The 14,581-nt window shown below is 64.1% G+C and carries 11 protein-coding genes; 7 read left to right on the forward strand and 4 right to left on the reverse strand.

Translation table 11 applies throughout. The features are described from left to right. Window positions 1-11 precede the first annotated feature (11 nt). Window positions 12-2,750, forward strand: coding sequence for a preprotein translocase subunit SecA (gene secA / locus AB4Y73_RS04655; protein ID WP_441869154.1), 2,739 nt, complete (start codon window positions 12-14; stop codon window positions 2,748-2,750). A gap of 36 nt (window positions 2,751-2,786) precedes the next feature. Here secA and AB4Y73_RS04660 read toward each other — a convergent pair whose 3' ends face one another. Both AB4Y73_RS04660 and AB4Y73_RS04665 read right to left on the reverse strand, forming a co-directional pair. After that, entirely contained in the window at window positions 2,787-3,161 is a 375-nt protein-coding gene (locus tag AB4Y73_RS04660; RefSeq protein ID WP_441869157.1) for an Rv3235 family protein, read from the reverse strand. 44 nt (window positions 3,162-3,205) lie between these two features. After that, window positions 3,206-4,021: a LysM peptidoglycan-binding domain-containing protein gene (locus AB4Y73_RS04665; RefSeq protein ID WP_441869160.1), complete on the reverse strand. Its 816-nt coding sequence runs from the start codon at window positions 4,019-4,021 to the stop codon at window positions 3,206-3,208. A gap of 131 nt (window positions 4,022-4,152) precedes the next feature. On the opposite strand from AB4Y73_RS04665, the gene AB4Y73_RS04670 reads away from it, so the two are divergent. Beyond that, window positions 4,153-4,725, forward strand: a complete 573-nt coding sequence (locus tag AB4Y73_RS04670; protein ID WP_441869163.1) for a hypothetical protein — start codon at window positions 4,153-4,155, stop codon at window positions 4,723-4,725. A 35-nt stretch (window positions 4,726-4,760) separates the two neighbouring features. Here AB4Y73_RS04670 and AB4Y73_RS04675 read toward each other — a convergent pair whose 3' ends face one another. Then, on the reverse strand, window positions 4,761-4,976 hold the full coding sequence (locus AB4Y73_RS04675) for a helix-turn-helix domain-containing protein (protein WP_104062208.1): 216 nt from the start codon (window positions 4,974-4,976) through the stop codon (window positions 4,761-4,763). Window positions 4,977-5,123: 147 nt separating this feature from the next. On the opposite strand from AB4Y73_RS04675, the gene AB4Y73_RS04680 reads away from it, so the two are divergent. From AB4Y73_RS04680 to AB4Y73_RS04695, 4 genes are read left to right on the forward strand one after another with little or no spacing between them, the layout of a single operon-like run. After that, window positions 5,124-5,771, forward strand: coding sequence for a hypothetical protein (locus tag AB4Y73_RS04680; protein WP_441869168.1), 648 nt, complete (start codon window positions 5,124-5,126; stop codon window positions 5,769-5,771). Beyond that, window positions 5,768-7,075: an AAA family ATPase gene (locus AB4Y73_RS04685; RefSeq protein ID WP_441869171.1), complete on the forward strand. Its 1,308-nt coding sequence runs from the start codon at window positions 5,768-5,770 to the stop codon at window positions 7,073-7,075. The genes AB4Y73_RS04680 and AB4Y73_RS04685 overlap by 4 nt, the downstream gene beginning before the upstream one ends. A 58-nt stretch (window positions 7,076-7,133) precedes the next feature. After that, complete coding sequence (locus tag AB4Y73_RS04690) at window positions 7,134-11,987, forward strand: NAD-glutamate dehydrogenase (protein WP_441869174.1); 4,854 nt, start codon at window positions 7,134-7,136, stop codon at window positions 11,985-11,987. 28 nt (window positions 11,988-12,015) lie between these two features. Continuing rightward, window positions 12,016-13,485 (forward strand): sensor histidine kinase, encoded by a 1,470-nt coding sequence (locus tag AB4Y73_RS04695; RefSeq protein WP_441869177.1) that lies wholly within the window; start codon window positions 12,016-12,018, stop codon window positions 13,483-13,485. Window positions 13,486-13,600: 115 nt separating this feature from the next. Here AB4Y73_RS04695 and AB4Y73_RS04700 read toward each other — a convergent pair whose 3' ends face one another. Beyond that, window positions 13,601-13,849, reverse strand: coding sequence for a WhiB family transcriptional regulator (locus AB4Y73_RS04700; protein WP_003804966.1), 249 nt, complete (start codon window positions 13,847-13,849; stop codon window positions 13,601-13,603). 264 nt (window positions 13,850-14,113) lie between these two features. Here AB4Y73_RS04700 and AB4Y73_RS04705 point away from each other — a divergent pair, with 264 nt between their 5' ends. Continuing rightward, a complete protein-coding gene (locus tag AB4Y73_RS04705) occupies window positions 14,114-14,536 on the forward strand; it encodes a hypothetical protein (protein ID WP_441869781.1) in 423 nt (140 codons plus the stop codon). Window positions 14,537-14,581 lie beyond the last annotated feature (45 nt).

Genomic DNA, 14,581 nt, shown 5'->3' on the forward strand with positions numbered 1-14,581 from the left:
AGTATCTTCACGTGGCATCACTTATCGAAAAACTTCTCCGTACGGGTGACAAAAAAACCCTGCGGCAACTTCGGAACTATGCCGACTCCATCAATGCTCTCGAAGAATCGTTCCAAACCTTCACCGACGCAGAACTGCGCGAGGAGACCGACCGTCTCCGCGCCCGCCACCAGGACGGCGAGCACTTGGACGATCTGCTGCCGGAGGCCTTCGCTGCCGTACGTGAGGCGTCGTCACGCACTTTGGGTATGCGCCACTTCGACGTCCAGCTGATGGGCGGCGCTGCCCTCCACCTGGGAAACATTGCCGAAATGAAGACCGGCGAAGGCAAGACCCTCGTGGCCACAGCTCCCGCTTACCTCAACGCGCTCACCGGCAACGGCGTCCACGTGATCACCGTGAACGACTACCTTGCCGAATACCAGTCGGACCTGATGGGCAGGGTCTACCGCTTCCTCGGCCTGAGCAGCGGCTGCATTCTGTCCAACCAGGATCCCGCCGTGCGCCGGCAGATGTACGCCGCAGACATCACTTACGGCACCAATAACGAATTCGGCTTTGACTACCTGCGCGACAACATGGCGTGGGACAAATCAGAGCTGGTCCAGCGGGGCCACAACTTCGCGATCGTGGATGAGGTTGACTCCATCCTCATCGACGAAGCCCGCACACCGCTGATCATTTCCGGTCCTGCCCAGGGCGACACGAACCGCTGGTACAGCGAATTCGCCAAGGTAGTGCAGCGCCTGAAGCTGGGCGAAGATTACGAGACTGACGAGAAGAAGCGAACGGTCGGTGTCCTGGAGAGCGGCATCGAAAAGGTGGAGGACTATCTGGGCATCCAGAACCTCTACGAATCCGCGAACACGCCGCTGATTGGCTTCCTCAACAACGCCATCAAGGCCAAGGAACTTTTCAAGCGCGACAAGGACTACGTCATCCTCGACGGCGAAGTGCTCATCGTTGACGAGCACACTGGACGTATTCTCGCCGGCCGCCGTTACAACGAGGGCATGCACCAGGCCATTGAGGCCAAGGAAGCCGTGGAGATCAAGGCCGAAAACCAGACTCTGGCCACGGTGACCCTGCAGAACTACTTCCGCATGTATGCCAAACTTTCCGGCATGACCGGCACGGCCGAGACCGAGGCCGCCGAGTTCATGAGCACCTACAAGCTGGGTGTTGTGGCCATCCCCACCAACCGGGACATGCAGCGCATCGACCAGTCGGACCTCGTCTACAAGAACGAGACCGTCAAGTTCGACGCCGTGGTGCAGGACATCGCCGAACGTCACGAAAAGGGCCAGCCGGTCCTGGTGGGCACCACCAGCGTCGAAAAGAGCGAATATCTCTCCCGGCTCCTGGCCAAGGAAGGCATCCGGCACGAGGTCCTGAACGCCAAGAACCACGCGCGTGAAGCAGCCATCGTGGCGCAGGCCGGTCGCAAGGGGGCTGTCACAGTGGCCACCAACATGGCAGGCCGCGGCACTGACATCATGCTGGGCGGCAACGCCGAGTTCACGGCCGTGGCCGAACTGGCCAAGCGCGGGCTGGATCCGGAAGAGAATTCCGAAGAGTACGAGGCCGCATGGCCTGATGCTTTGGAAGCGGCCAAGCAGGCCGTCAAGGACGAGCATGAGGAAGTCCTGAACACCGGCGGGCTCTACGTCCTCGGAACCGAACGCCACGAATCCCGGCGCATAGACAACCAGCTCCGCGGCCGCTCCGGCCGCCAGGGCGACCCCGGCGAGTCACGCTTCTACCTCTCGCTGACCGATGACCTCATGCGGCTCTTCAACTCCGGTGCTGCGGAGCGGCTGATGAACAGCTCCGTCCCGGATGATGTGGCATTGGAGTCAAAGCTCGTTTCGCGGGCCATCGCATCCGCACAGGGCCAGGTGGAAGGTCGCAACGCCGAGCAGCGCAAGAACGTGCTGAAGTACGATGACGTGCTGAACCGCCAGCGCGAAGCCATCTACGGTGACCGGCGCCGGATCCTGGAAGGCGACGACCTGCACGAGAAGGTGCAGTTCTTTATCGAAGACACCATCATGGCACTGATTGACGCGGCAACCGCGGAGGGCAATGGTGACGACTGGGACTTCACACAGCTGTGGACCAACCTGAAGACGCTGTACCCCGTGAGCGTCACCTCGGAGGAGATCATCGAGGAAGCCGGCGGTAAATCCAGGCTTACCGTTGAGATGCTCAAGGAGGAACTGCTCTCCGATGCGCGGCTGGTCTACCAGGCGCGCGAAGAGGCTATCGGTTCGGAGAGCATGCGCGAGCTTGAACGCCGCGTGGTGCTCTCAGTTATCGGGCGTAAATGGCAGGAACACCTCTACGAGATGGACTATCTCAAGGAAGGCATCGGCCTGCGGGCCATGGCCCAGCGCGATCCACTGGTGGAATACCAGCGGGAGGGCTTCACCATGTTCCAGGCAATGATGGAGGCCATTCGCGAAGAGAGCGTCGGCTTCCTCTACAACCTGGAAGTTGAAGTCACCCCGGCGCAGGACGTGGTTGTGGCCGACGCCGCCGGTGGCCACACCGAGCATGTTGAACCGCAAATCCACGCTGCGGGCCTGGAGGCGCCGGAGAAGCCGGCGCAGCTGCAGTACACGGCGCCCGGCGAGGACGGCGCCACGGAAACCCGGGTTGAAGGACGCGCATCGTCGCGGTCCGGCAACCCCGCCAAGGCGGCGACGCAGGATGCCGCCAAGCGCCAGACAAAGAAGAAGCGCCGCTAATCGCGGCGTGATGGTAGACAAGAAGTGCCCGGAGCATTAGCTCCGGGCGTAGATCCCGGGGGCGACCTGACATGCGCGGACTGAACGGACCACGGAATTCTTGTGCAGCCGGGCCAAGGTGGGGGACGTCGAGCGAGCCAGTTCCCGACGGATCAGCGTGGCACGGTGCTGCAGCACCGCGAGACAGCGCGGATCAAGGCGCCGGGCCAACTGATGGATTGGCCGTATCCCGGCCAGGACTTCCATGGCCGCCTGCACCGTACTGCGTGCAATGGCGAGAACCTCCGCATCGTTGTCCGCTGCCCGCAATTGGTGTCCCGGTGCGTTGGCGGCCCTTAGGGGAACCTGACGGACTACTGCCGTCGGGGCCCCGTTGGCCCCGGCGGATCGGAGTGGCGTAACTGCGTTCATTTGATTCCCCTTGGTTTGTGTGCTGATGAATGTCGGAACGTCTCTTAAGAGGTGGAGGGTGCTTTCAGGATCTGCCCCGGCAGCAGGACATGCGGGTTTTCTCCGATCTGGGCCTTATTGGCCTCGTACCAGCGGGGCCAGTGCAAGGCGACCTCGACATCCGAGGCAGTCGGTCCCAACTGATGCGAAGCAATGTCCCACAGGGTGTCCCCGGCCAGCACCGTGACTTCGCGCCCGGCTGGCGGGGTGCCCTGAGTGGCGCGGACAGGCTGGGCCGTCAGCAGGCCGGGGTCGGTGACCGGTGGGCTGTGGCGCCAGTCAGGCCGGACTTCTGGTAAGGGAAGGTGGGGTTCCGGAGTCGCCGCCGGGGTGGATTGCAGAGCCCACGGCACGTCCTGCGTCTCCGGTGCCGGCTGTGTCTCGCCGGTGGGGGCCCATTGTGCTTGGACCGCCGTTTCCTGTGTGGGCGCCCAGGCGGGTCCGGCAGGCGGTTCAGCCGCTTGGGCAATGGGAGCGGCGAGTAGCTGGGCGGACAACGCTGCCACGGCGAGCCTTCGCATAAAGGCGGGGCTAAACCTGCCTATGCGGTCAGCGGCACTCCGTCTGCCGTTGCGGGCTAGTACTGCAACTGCCAGGGCCATCACCACGGCGAAAATCCACCAAGCGACGATCACAAGCCCTACGGCCACCGCTGTTGCCCCCAACAGGTCATCTACGCCGGGCGCTTGCCGCCGGGCTGCCGACGCGTGCCACCGGTCGAACAGACCCTGTCCGGTGAGGCATAAGAAGGACCCCAGCAGAAGGATGGAAACGGCCATCACGGCGTCTGCGTGAAGAACACGTGCTGTGCGAACCGTCATGACAGTCCTTCCTTTTGATGTGTTTTGATGCCGTTTGATGTGTTTGAAATAAGTTTGACTCGTCTTGAGTGGATTTGTCTAGAGACTGGAATGAATTGACCGTCGATAAGGCGCCCCTTACGCTTGGGCCCATGCGATGGGATGCACTGTTTGGTGACATGGAGGCACAGTTTGCCGAGGGCGCGACACTGGCGGTCGAAACCGAGATCTCCGAACGGGCCAGGGTGGAAGCCGCATCCGTTGTCCTCGCCGATAGGCTGCGTGGTGGGCTAGGCAGTCAGTTGGCCGTTCATCTCCTCGGCGGGCGGACCTTCGAGGGTGTTCTTAGCCATGCAGGGGCAGACGCCCTGGTCCTGGACGAAGCGCGCCATCAGGTCCTGATTCCCTACGGTGCGGTGGCGCACTATGCCGGACTGGGGCGCATTTCCCTGGGAGAGCCCTCACAGGTACGGCGGCGGATCGGGTTGGCGCATGCCCTGCGGAGCCTGGCGCGGGACCGGGCCGGGCTTGCGCTCATCCCGCGGCACGGGCCGCCCCACGGCAGTGGGCTGACCGGCGTGATCGACCGGGTCGGCGCCGATTTCGTGGACCTGGCGTTGGTCGGTCCGGGGGAGGCCCGGCGCGCGTCACAGGTCCGGCAGGTCGCCACCGTTCCTTTTGACTCCTTAGGTGCCGTCCGGTCGTGGCATACCGGCGACATGTAACAGACGGCCCGTCAAGGTGGCCGCCCGCACCAGGCTCAGCCTTGCTTGGCCTTGGCTTCCTGGATCATGCGGCTTGCCTCCGCGTAACGCTCCTCGATGTACTGCTCCAGCATTTTTTCCTCAACGCGCCACTGGCCCCTACCACCAACCTGGATGGCTTTGAGTTCACCGCTTCGGACCAGCGCATAGGCCGCCGGTGAATTGATCTGGAGCTGCTCCGCGACATCGGCGAGGGTGAGGAATCTGGGCATGCAACCAGTTTGCCACTTAAGGCGTCATCTGGTGTGGTTATCCACAGTTTGACGTTGTTTGGTATTTTGACTTTTGTTCCAGGGCCTGTGCCGCAACAATGAGGTGTCCGGGCGGTGCCGCCTGGCTCGGAGCTAGGGGGAAAAGGCATGAGCCACGATGCAGGAAACACCGGTGCCGGCAGGCTGAAGCCTCCGTCGTGGAAGGACCCGCGGCTGCTCGTGGGAGTGCTGCTGGTGCTGGCATCCGTAGTGGGCGTCATCTCGCTCGTGGGGAGCGCGGACCAGACCACCGAGGTCTACGCGGCGCGGGACTCCATCGCTGTGGGAGAAAAGCTGACAACGGAGAACGTAGTCCGTGCCAAGGTCCGCCTCGGGGACACCGAAGAGCACTACGTCACCGTGGAAGCGGGACTCCCTGAGGGGCTGGTTGCCGTGCAAAGAATCGGCAAGAGCCAGTTGGTCCCCAAAGAAAGCCTCGCAACGGTGGATTCCCTGGACCGCAAGCCCGTGGCGGTGACCATTGATGAGCCGCTGCCTCCGCAGGCGGTGGCGGGTACCCGCGTAGACGTCTGGGTGGCCCTGCCCGATGCCCGGAACGGCTTCACCGAGCCAAAGTTGCTGTTGCCCGGCGCGGAAATTGCACAGGTGACTGCGGCCTCCAGCACCCTGGGCTCGTCCCGTAACACGGTATTGATGGTGCTGGTCGCTGACAGCCAAATGCCTGCCCTGCTCGGAGCGCAGGCCAACCAGGCCAAGATTTCCGTCGTCTGGAACCCGGGCGGTGGCAGGTCATGAGCATCCCCGTGGTGACCGTTGGGCAGGCCCAGGAGGATGTGGTGGGCGGCCTGGAGGGGCTCCACGGACCCGTCACGGTGGTCCGACGCTGCGGCGAGCTCACTGAATTGTTGGCGGCCTGCCAAAGCGGGCTTGCGCGGGCAGCCGTGGTGGCCGACGGCTCCGAGGGCCTCACCGCATCCCTGGTTGACCGGCTCGGGGCAGTGGGCGTGGCAATCATCGCTCTTACGGACGACGCCGAGGAAGCAGCGAGACTGCGGGGGATCGGCGTGGCGTCCGCGCTGACCGGGGTTGATTCCGCAGCTTTGGCCGGCAGGATCGCGGAGGCTGTTTCCCTCCTGACGGGGCCTCCACAGGGTCCCGCGTCAGGAAGCGCTCTGGGCAACACCAGTGCTGCGTTGCGCCAGCTGCCCGCTGACGTGGCTGAGGTGCCGCCGGCCTCCGGGGCGGGACGGATCATCGCTGTCTGGGGCCCGGCCGGCTCACCCGGGCGTACCTTCGTTGCAGCCAATATTGCGGGGGAGCTGGCAGCGGAAGGAAAGTCCGTGCTGCTGGTGGATGCGGACAGCTACGGCGCAAGCATCGCCGCGGTTCTGGGGCTGCTGGATGAAGCTGCCGGCCTCGCACAGGCCTGCCGGCTGGCGGACCAGGGGCTGCTGGGCGCCGCGGCACTTCTGAAGGTGGCCACGCCGGTCACCACCAAACTCGGGACCTTCCGCGTCCTGACCGGGATCACCAGGGCGGACAGGTGGACTGAGCTCCGGGCAGCAGCCCTGTCGCTGGTTCTGGAGCGCGCTAAGGAAATCGCCGACGTCGTGGTGGTTGACACGGGGTTCTGCCTCGAGGCCGATGAGGAGCTTAGCTTCGACACGATGGCCCCGCGCCGGAACGCTGCCACTCTGCGCAGCCTGGAACTGGCGGACACTGTGTTCGCCGTCGGGGCCGCCGATCCGGTGGGTGTTCCCCGGCTGGTTCGCGGGTTGGCCGAGCTCGAACTGGCGGTGCCGCACGTGTCGCCCGTTGTGGTGCTGAACAAAGTGCGGGCTGCGGCTGTGGGAAGATCGCCGGAGCGTCAGTTGAAGGATGCGTGGGAGCGGTACGGGCCGGCTTCGGCAATCACTGCGTTCCTGCCGGCTGACAACGCCGCGGCAGATGCCGCACTCCTTGCCGGGTCGTTATTGCTCGAAACGGCCCCCGAGTCCAAGCTAAGACGCGCGATGGCCGATTTGGTTTGTGCACCTGTCCAGCGATCTGCCAAATCCTCTGTATTTTCTACCACCGCGCTCCGCCGGGTAAAGGGTTAAGCTCGCCGTAGGAGCTGCAACGGTGCAGCGTCAATCTTTGTGATGGAGGCGTTTGTTGATGTCGTCTGGGTCCAGCGTGGAGGATCAGTCCGTAGCAATTGGAGACCAGGAGGGATTCCTGGGGGACTATTACCAGCATTTGGCTGAAGAGGATGCCCGAAGCTACCCGCAGGACGTGTTGGCCAGCCGCGCGGACAGCCACCGGAACGTCGCAGCCAACCGGCGGCCTGGCCAGGCGAACGTTTCCATCGTCAATGAGGAAGACAGCAGCGTCGTTTACATTGTCACGGACGACATGCCTTTCCTCGTGGACTCGGTCAATGCCGAACTGGTCCGCCAGAAGGCGGCCATCCGCTTGGTCCTGCACCCGCTCTTTGTTGTCACCCGGAACAGGGAAACGGGGGACCTGGTCAAGGTGGACCGGGTGCCTTCCAACATCGGGACCTCCAGCGGTGACACCGCCGCGATGCCCCTGATGTCCCACCTCATCGCCCAAGGCGAAAACGCGTCCCACATGGAGTCCTGGATCGCGGTGGAGATCAACCGCGTTTCCGACGAAGCCCAGTCGTCGTTGCTGGAGGGCCTGGACCGCGTCCTGGCGGACGTACGTGCCGCCGTCGAAGATTGGCCCAAAATGCGGAACAAGGCCATGCAGATAGCTGCGAGCCTGGACAAGGTGGCGAATCCGGCGCAGATTGCCGAACTGCGGCAGGCGCAGGATCTGCTGCGCTGGCTCGACAACGGCAACTTCACCTTCCTGGGATACCGCGAGTACGACCTCATTAACGTCGACGGCGAGGACGTACTGGAGTTGCGGGAGGATAGCGGGCTGGGCCTGCTTCGTGAAAAGGCCGGCGCCCCGCATCTGCAGCACCTGACCGAGGCCGGGCGGAGGAAAGCCCGGGAAAAGCGTGCCCTGGTGATCACCAAGGCGAACTCCCGGTCCACCGTCCATCGCCCGGCCTACCTGGATTACATCGGCGTCAAGAGTTTCGATACGGCGGGCAATGTCAATGGCGAACGCCGGTTCATCGGCCTGTTCTCCACGAGCGCGTATGCCGGCTCGGTGCGGGATACTCCGGTGGTGCGGGAAAAGATTGCCGCAGTGCTGGCCAGCGCCGGTTTCCCGCCGGATTCCCACTCCGGCAAGGACCTCTTGGGAATTTTGGAGACCTACCCGCGGGACGAGCTGTTCCAGATCGAAACCGCTGACCTGGCGGCGACCGCCACCGGCATCCAAAAGCTCCAGGAACGGCGCCGGACCAGGCTGTTCCTCCGTCCGGATATCTACGGCCGCTTCATGTCCGCGCTGGTCTACATTCCGCGCGACCGCTACACCACCAGTGTCCGGCACCGGATCGAGGACGAGCTGCGGGCCACATTCCACGCTGAGTCGATCGACTACGAGGCGAGGATGACCGAATCGGCCCTCGCCCGCCTCTTCTTCCGAATCCGCCTGCCCCGGGGTGCGGACGCCAGCAACGTCAACGCTGCCGAGCTTGAACAGCGCCTGGTCCGGGCAGGGCGGTCATGGAGTGAGGGCATCACGGAGGTCCTGCGCAGCGGCGGCGCCGGTCAGGAGGCAAAGGAGCTCGCCGGCATCTGGTCCGAGGCTTTTCCGGTCAGCTACCGCGTGGACTACGAGGTAGAGGACGCGCTGGAGGACATCGCACGGTTTGAGAAATACGGCGCTGCGGCGGAGCGCGTTGCAGGCGCCCGGCAGGAACGGCCCGGAGTCCATGTCTACCTGCCCGCCGGGGCAGGGGCAGATCTCGAGGAGGACGCCCGCGTCAAGCTGTACATGCTGGAACCCAAAAGCTTGAGCCAGATCTTGCCCTACTTCCACAACCTGGGCCTGGAGGTACTCGACGAGCGGCCTTTCGAGATCGAGACGGCGGACGGTCGCGACTTCTTCCTGTACGACCTCGGACTCAAATACCCGGCCGGAGTCGATCCGCTCGCCACCGGCGAACTGCTCGGGGACTCGTTCGGGGCCGCCATCACCGGAGCGGTTGAGTCGGACAGCCTTGACAGGCTGGTGCTGCGCGAGGGGATGCACTGGCGCCAGATTACCGTGTTGAGGGCTTACACGCGGTACATGCGGCAAATGGGGAACACGAACTCGATGGGCTTTGTGGCGGACACCCTGCTCGCCAATCCAGACGTCACCAAGGCCCTGGTGGCCCTGTTTGCGGCCCGCTTTGATCCAGCTCTGGCTGGGGACAGCCGGTCCGCCGCCCAGGGAAAGGTCCGTGCGGAACTTTCGGCCGCCATCGAGGAGGTTGCAACGCTCGACGCCGACCGCGTCCTGCGCACCTTCGCCAACCTGATCGAGGCCACACTCCGCACGAACTACTACCAGAACAAGCCGCACCTGAGCTTTAAGCTTGACCCCGCCATGATTGAGGGGCTGCCGTTTCCGCGGCCAATGTTTGAAATCTGGGTCTATTCCCCGCAGGTTGAAGGCGTGCACCTGCGTTTCGGCAAGGTGGCCCGCGGTGGTCTGCGCTGGTCCGACCGGCGCGAGGACTTCCGGACGGAGATCCTCGGTTTGGTCAAGGCGCAGACCGTCAAGAACGCGGTGATTGTTCCCACCGGAGCCAAGGGCGGCTTCTTTGCCAAGCGGCTCCCCGACCCCACGGTGGACCGGGCAGCCTGGCTGGCAGAGGGGACGGAAAGCTACAAGACGTTCATTCGTGGCCTGCTGGACCTCACGGACAACCTCGTCGCCGAGGGCGGGGCGGAAACTGTTGTGCCGCCGTCGGACGTTGTCAGGCACGACGACGACGATTCCTACCTTGTGGTGGCGGCGGACAAGGGGACGGCCACGTTCTCGGACATTGCCAACGGGCTGGCCGCAGAGTATGGCTTCTGGCTCGGTGACGCCTTCGCGTCCGGCGGCTCGGTGGGCTACGACCACAAGGCCATGGGCATCACCGCCCGCGGGGCCTGGGAGTCGGTGAAGCGCCACTTCAGCGAGCTGGACGTGGACACCCAGACCCAGGATTTCACGGTGGTGGGCGTGGGTGACATGTCCGGTGACGTGTTCGGCAACGGCATGCTGCTGTCCCGGCACATCCGGCTGCTCGCGGCGTTCGACCACCGGCACATTTTCCTTGACCCGGCGCCGGACGCGGCAGCCTCGTTTGTGGAACGGCAACGGCTCTTCGACTTGCCGCGTTCCTCCTGGGACGACTACAACAAGTCCCTCATCAGCGAAGGCGGCGGCGTCTATCCCCGCCAGGTGAAGTCCGTCCCGGTCTCGCCGCAGGTCCGGGCTGCCATCGGCCTGCCCGAGGGAATCACCGAAATGAGCCCGCCGGAACTCCTCCGCGCCATCCTGCTGGCCCCCGCCGACCTGCTGTACAACGGCGGTATCGGGACCTACGTGAAGGCAAGCACCGAGACCAACGCAGCGGTGGGGGACAAAGCCAATGACGCCATCCGCGTCGACGGCAAGGACCTGCGGGTCAAAGTCGTGGGTGAAGGCGGCAACCTGGGCATGACGCAGCGCGGCCGCATCGAGGCGGCACTGCAGGGCGTCATCCTAAACACGGACGCGATCGACAACTCTGCCGGGGTGGACTGCTCGGACCATGAGGTCAACATCAAGATCTTCGTGGACCGGATGGTGGCTGCGGGCAAGTTGTCGGCGGAGGAACGCGCAGGCTTCCTCGCGTCCATGACCGACGAGGTGGGGCGCCTGGTCCTTGAAGACAACGTGGACCAGAACATCCTGCTCCTGAATGACCGGCAGCGGGTGGCCGAGTGGAGTCCGAGTTATGAGCGCCTGATGGACTGGCTGGAGAAGTCCGCAGACCTGAAGCGCGACCTTGAGGCGTTGCCGAGCACGGAAACCCTGCAGGAACGGCTCAGCCAGGGCCAGGGGCTGACGTCCCCGGAACTTTCGGTACTGGCGGCCTACGCGAAAATTGAGCTGGCTTCGGCGCTCCGTGACAGCAACCTGGCAGATGATCCGTGGTTCCGGGCCACGCTGCGCGCGTACTTCCCGGCGCAGTTGCGGGAACGGTTCGACGCCGAACTGGACACCCACCCGCTGCGGCGCGAGATCATTGCCACGGTGGTGGCCAACGACATGATCAACATGGGCGGGATTACCTTCGCGTTCCGCACCATGGAGGAAACTTCGGCCACGGAAGTTGCTGTGGCCAAGGCTTTCGTGGCGCTTCGTGAAGTCTTCGAACTGAACGTCATGGTGGGCCAGCTGAACAGCCTCCCCGCGTCCTTCCCCACCGAACACTGGAGCGCCGTCCATCTGGATATCCGCCGCATCCTGGACCGGGCGGTCAGGTGGCTGCTGGCCCAGGGTGACAGCTCGCGTCCCATCGCGGAGACGGTCGCCGAGTTCAAGCCGCTTCTGGATCCGATGCGTGGCCGGCTGCTGGACTACCTGCGCGGCGATGACCGTGAGCGGGTCGCCGGTTGGCTGGAGAAGGGGCTCGGATGGGAACTTCCCGAAGACCTCGCGATGCGGTGGGCTGAGCTCTTCGAGAGCTTCGTCCTGCTGGACATCGCCAAGATCGTGCACGCCCGCAATGAACCGGTGGAGGAGATCGCATCGGTTTATTACACGGTGTTCAACCGGTTCCACGCGGACGCGCTTTTGGAGCGGATCACCAGCCTCCCGCGCCAGGACCGCTGGCAGGCGTTGGCGCGGGCAGCGCTGCGCGATGACCTGTATTCCACGGTTACGGACATGACGACGGCGGTGCTTGAGTCGACAGGGTCAGAGGATTCTGCTGAGAACCGGCTGAAGGCTTGGGAAGGCCAGAATGCCGAGCAGTTGGGCAGGGCGAAGAGCATGTTCGATGAGGTCAACGCGCTTGAGGCCGACGACATGGCCTCACTGTCGGTAGCATTGAGGCTCTTGAGGTCAATCGTCCGACGCTAGGGATCCTCGCGTCGCAACTGGAGGTGCAGTGGCAATCTTTACGGACCCCATCAGGGAACATGCTGATTTCGGGCCGGGCGATGCCGAATGGCTGCACCTCCTGGTGGGTGACTGGCAGATGGTTGCGGATCTGGCGTTCGCGGACCTGGCGTTGTGGTTCCCGCACCCGGACCACGGGTATGTTGCCCTGGCCCATGTGCGGCCCTCAACCACGCACACGGTCTTCCACGGTGACTTCGTGGGGGAACCTATTCGGGCCGATCTCCAGCCGCTGGTGGACAAGGCATGGGAGAGCCGGGCCATTGAAAGGTCCAGCGAGACCAACTGGAGCTCGGACATGGCCTTGCGGGTTGAGGCTGTGCCGATGGTCCGCAACGGCCGGACCCTCGCCGTGGTGACCACTCACATGGACCTGTCCAGTTCCCGGATGCCGTCGCGCCTGGAACTCACGTACCGGCAGTGTGCCTACGATCTTCTCCGCATGGGAACACTGGGGCTGTGGCCGGACTTCGCATCACCCACGGGCTCGCGCCGCGGTGCGCCGCGTGTGGGGGACGGGCTCATCAGGCTTGATGCCGAGGGCATTGTGCAGTACGCCAGCCCCAACGGGGTATCGGCTTTCCGGCGGCTCGGCGACGGCGAGTCGCTGGAAGGAAGGTCGCTGGCCGAAGTGACCGCGAGCCTGCTGAAAGATCGGCGCCTCGTGGACGAGACGCTTCCGCTGGTGGTCACCGGGCGGATGCCGTGGCGCAGTGAGATTGAATCCCGTGGCGTGAGCCTGTCCCTGCGGGCCATTCCCCTCCGCGACGAGCAGCAGCGCTTCGGCGCGCTCGTGCTGTGCCGGGATGTTTCGGAACTGCGGCGCCGGGAGATGGAGCTCGTTACCAAGGATGCCACCATCCGCGAGATCCACCACCGGGTGAAGAACAACCTGCAGACAGTGGCTGCCCTGCTGCGGATGCAGTCCCGGCGGATGGTCAGCGACGAGGCGAAACAGGGTCTGGAACAAGCGATGCGCCGCGTGGCAACCATCGCCTTGGTCCACGAAACCCTGTCCCAAGGCCTGGCGCAGAGCGTGGACTTCGACGAACTCATCGGCCGGCAGTTCAGGCTGTCGGCGGAAGTCGCGTCACCCTCCCAGCAGGTCAAGACCGAGCGCTCCGGGCTCTTTGGCGAACTGCCCAGCGATTTCGCCACCCCGCTGGCACTGGTGATCAACGAGCTGGTGACCAACGCCGTCGAGCATGGCCTGGAGGGACGTACCGGAACTGTCTGGCTCATCGCGGACCGTTCCGAGGAGGAAGACGGTGAGGAATTGCTCACCGTGACCATTGCCGACGACGGCGTGGGGCTGCCGGATACCCCGCACGTGGAGGGCCTTGGTTTGCAGATCGTCCGGACGCTGGTGACAAGTGAGCTGGGCGGCACCATTCAGTGGCAACCGCGTGAAGGTGGCGGGACGGCTGTCCAGATCCGCCTGAGCCTGGCCGCCAGGTAAGGCTGTGAATTAACGGCGATGGCCGCGACCCGGAAGGGGTCGCGGCCATCGCTCTCTGCAAGCAGTTGGTGCGGTTCTGTGTCCATGCCGTTGTGCCTGCACCGGTGGGTTTGTGCTAGGAGGCGCGGCGGGCCCTGGCGGCGCGGCGTTTGAGGGCGCGCCGCTCGTCTTCGCTCATGCCGCCCCAGACACCTGCGTCCTGGCCGGATTCGAGGGCCCACTGAAGGCAGGTGTCAACCACGGGGCAGCGGCGGCAAACGCTTTTTGCTTCCTCGATCTGGAGGAGGGCTGGCCCTGTATTTCCAACGGGGAAAAACAGTTCCGGGTCCTTGTCGAGGCACGCCGCGCGATTACGCCAATCCATGCTGATCAGTTGCTCCAATTCTGGGAAAAGCCATTTGTGAAATTATTCACTAGAGGCTACAAAGGAAAAGGGCCCTGCGGGGCCCCGTCGGTCTTCTTCATCAAGATTGTCATGTTAACGCTGTGTAAACAAGGGGTAATAGAGCTTGAAATCCCCGGATTCCTGAGCGATACATCACATCCGTGTTGCCGACCCCCACCACTGTCCGACTATGTCCGGTATGGTGCCAGTGTGTCAAGAGCCCCCCAAAACCCCTCCGATCCGATGCCCGAACCTGCTCCCGAAACCGTGGACCGTCCGCGCGGAATCCTGGTGATCGCGTTGATTGTCGCGGCAGAGGCCACAGCCCTCTTGGTTGCCGCAGGCTGGTACGGTTACGAGCTCGTGACGGGCGCGCCGGTGCGTTCGTTCTGGGGCGCCATTTTCACCCTGGGCCTGCTTCTGGCCTTCTCTGCCTGGCTGTATTCGGTGGGACACTTCCTCTTTCGGGGGCGCCGATGGACCAGGGCTGCTGCGCTGGTGGCACAGCTGTTTGTCCTGACCATCGGCTTTCCAACGCTGACGGCAGGCGTGGTGCTGGCCGGCGTGGCCATGCTCCTGCCGGCTTTGACGGCCATCGTGCTGCTTTTCGATAAACGTGTTATCAGCTACGCCTCCCGGACCGGCGGGCTGCCCCCGGCACTCTGAAGCTGGACGGACGTTTACTTGCGCCGACCTGTCGCAGGCTTCGTT

Source organism: Pseudarthrobacter sp. TAF60_1 (genome assembly GCF_052113505.1).
Lineage (GTDB): Bacteria > Actinomycetota > Actinomycetes > Actinomycetales > Micrococcaceae > Arthrobacter.

Bases quoted from the DNA above. Each gene is read 5' to 3' on its own strand.
- AB4Y73_RS04680 (WP_441869168.1), top strand. From the start codon at position 5,124: ATGAGCCACGATGCAGGAAACACCGGTGCCGGCAGGCTGAAGCCTCCG.
- AB4Y73_RS04685 (WP_441869171.1), top strand. From the start codon at position 5,768: ATGAGCATCCCCGTGGTGACCGTTGGGCAGGCCCAGGAGGATGTGGTG.
- AB4Y73_RS04705 (WP_441869781.1), top strand. From the start codon at position 14,114: ATGCCCGAACCTGCTCCCGAAACCGTGGACCGTCCGCGCGGAATCCTG.
- AB4Y73_RS04660 (WP_441869157.1), bottom strand. From the start codon at position 3,161: ATGAACGCAGTTACGCCACTCCGATCCGCCGGGGCCAACGGGGCCCCG.
- AB4Y73_RS04700 (WP_003804966.1), bottom strand. From the start codon at position 13,849: ATGGATTGGCGTAATCGCGCGGCGTGCCTCGACAAGGACCCGGAACTG.
- AB4Y73_RS04670 (WP_441869163.1), top strand. From the start codon at position 4,153: ATGCGATGGGATGCACTGTTTGGTGACATGGAGGCACAGTTTGCCGAG.
- AB4Y73_RS04665 (WP_441869160.1), bottom strand. From the start codon at position 4,021: ATGACGGTTCGCACAGCACGTGTTCTTCACGCAGACGCCGTGATGGCC.
- AB4Y73_RS04675 (WP_104062208.1), bottom strand. From the start codon at position 4,976: ATGCCCAGATTCCTCACCCTCGCCGATGTCGCGGAGCAGCTCCAGATC.
- AB4Y73_RS04690 (WP_441869174.1), top strand. From the start codon at position 7,134: ATGTCGTCTGGGTCCAGCGTGGAGGATCAGTCCGTAGCAATTGGAGAC.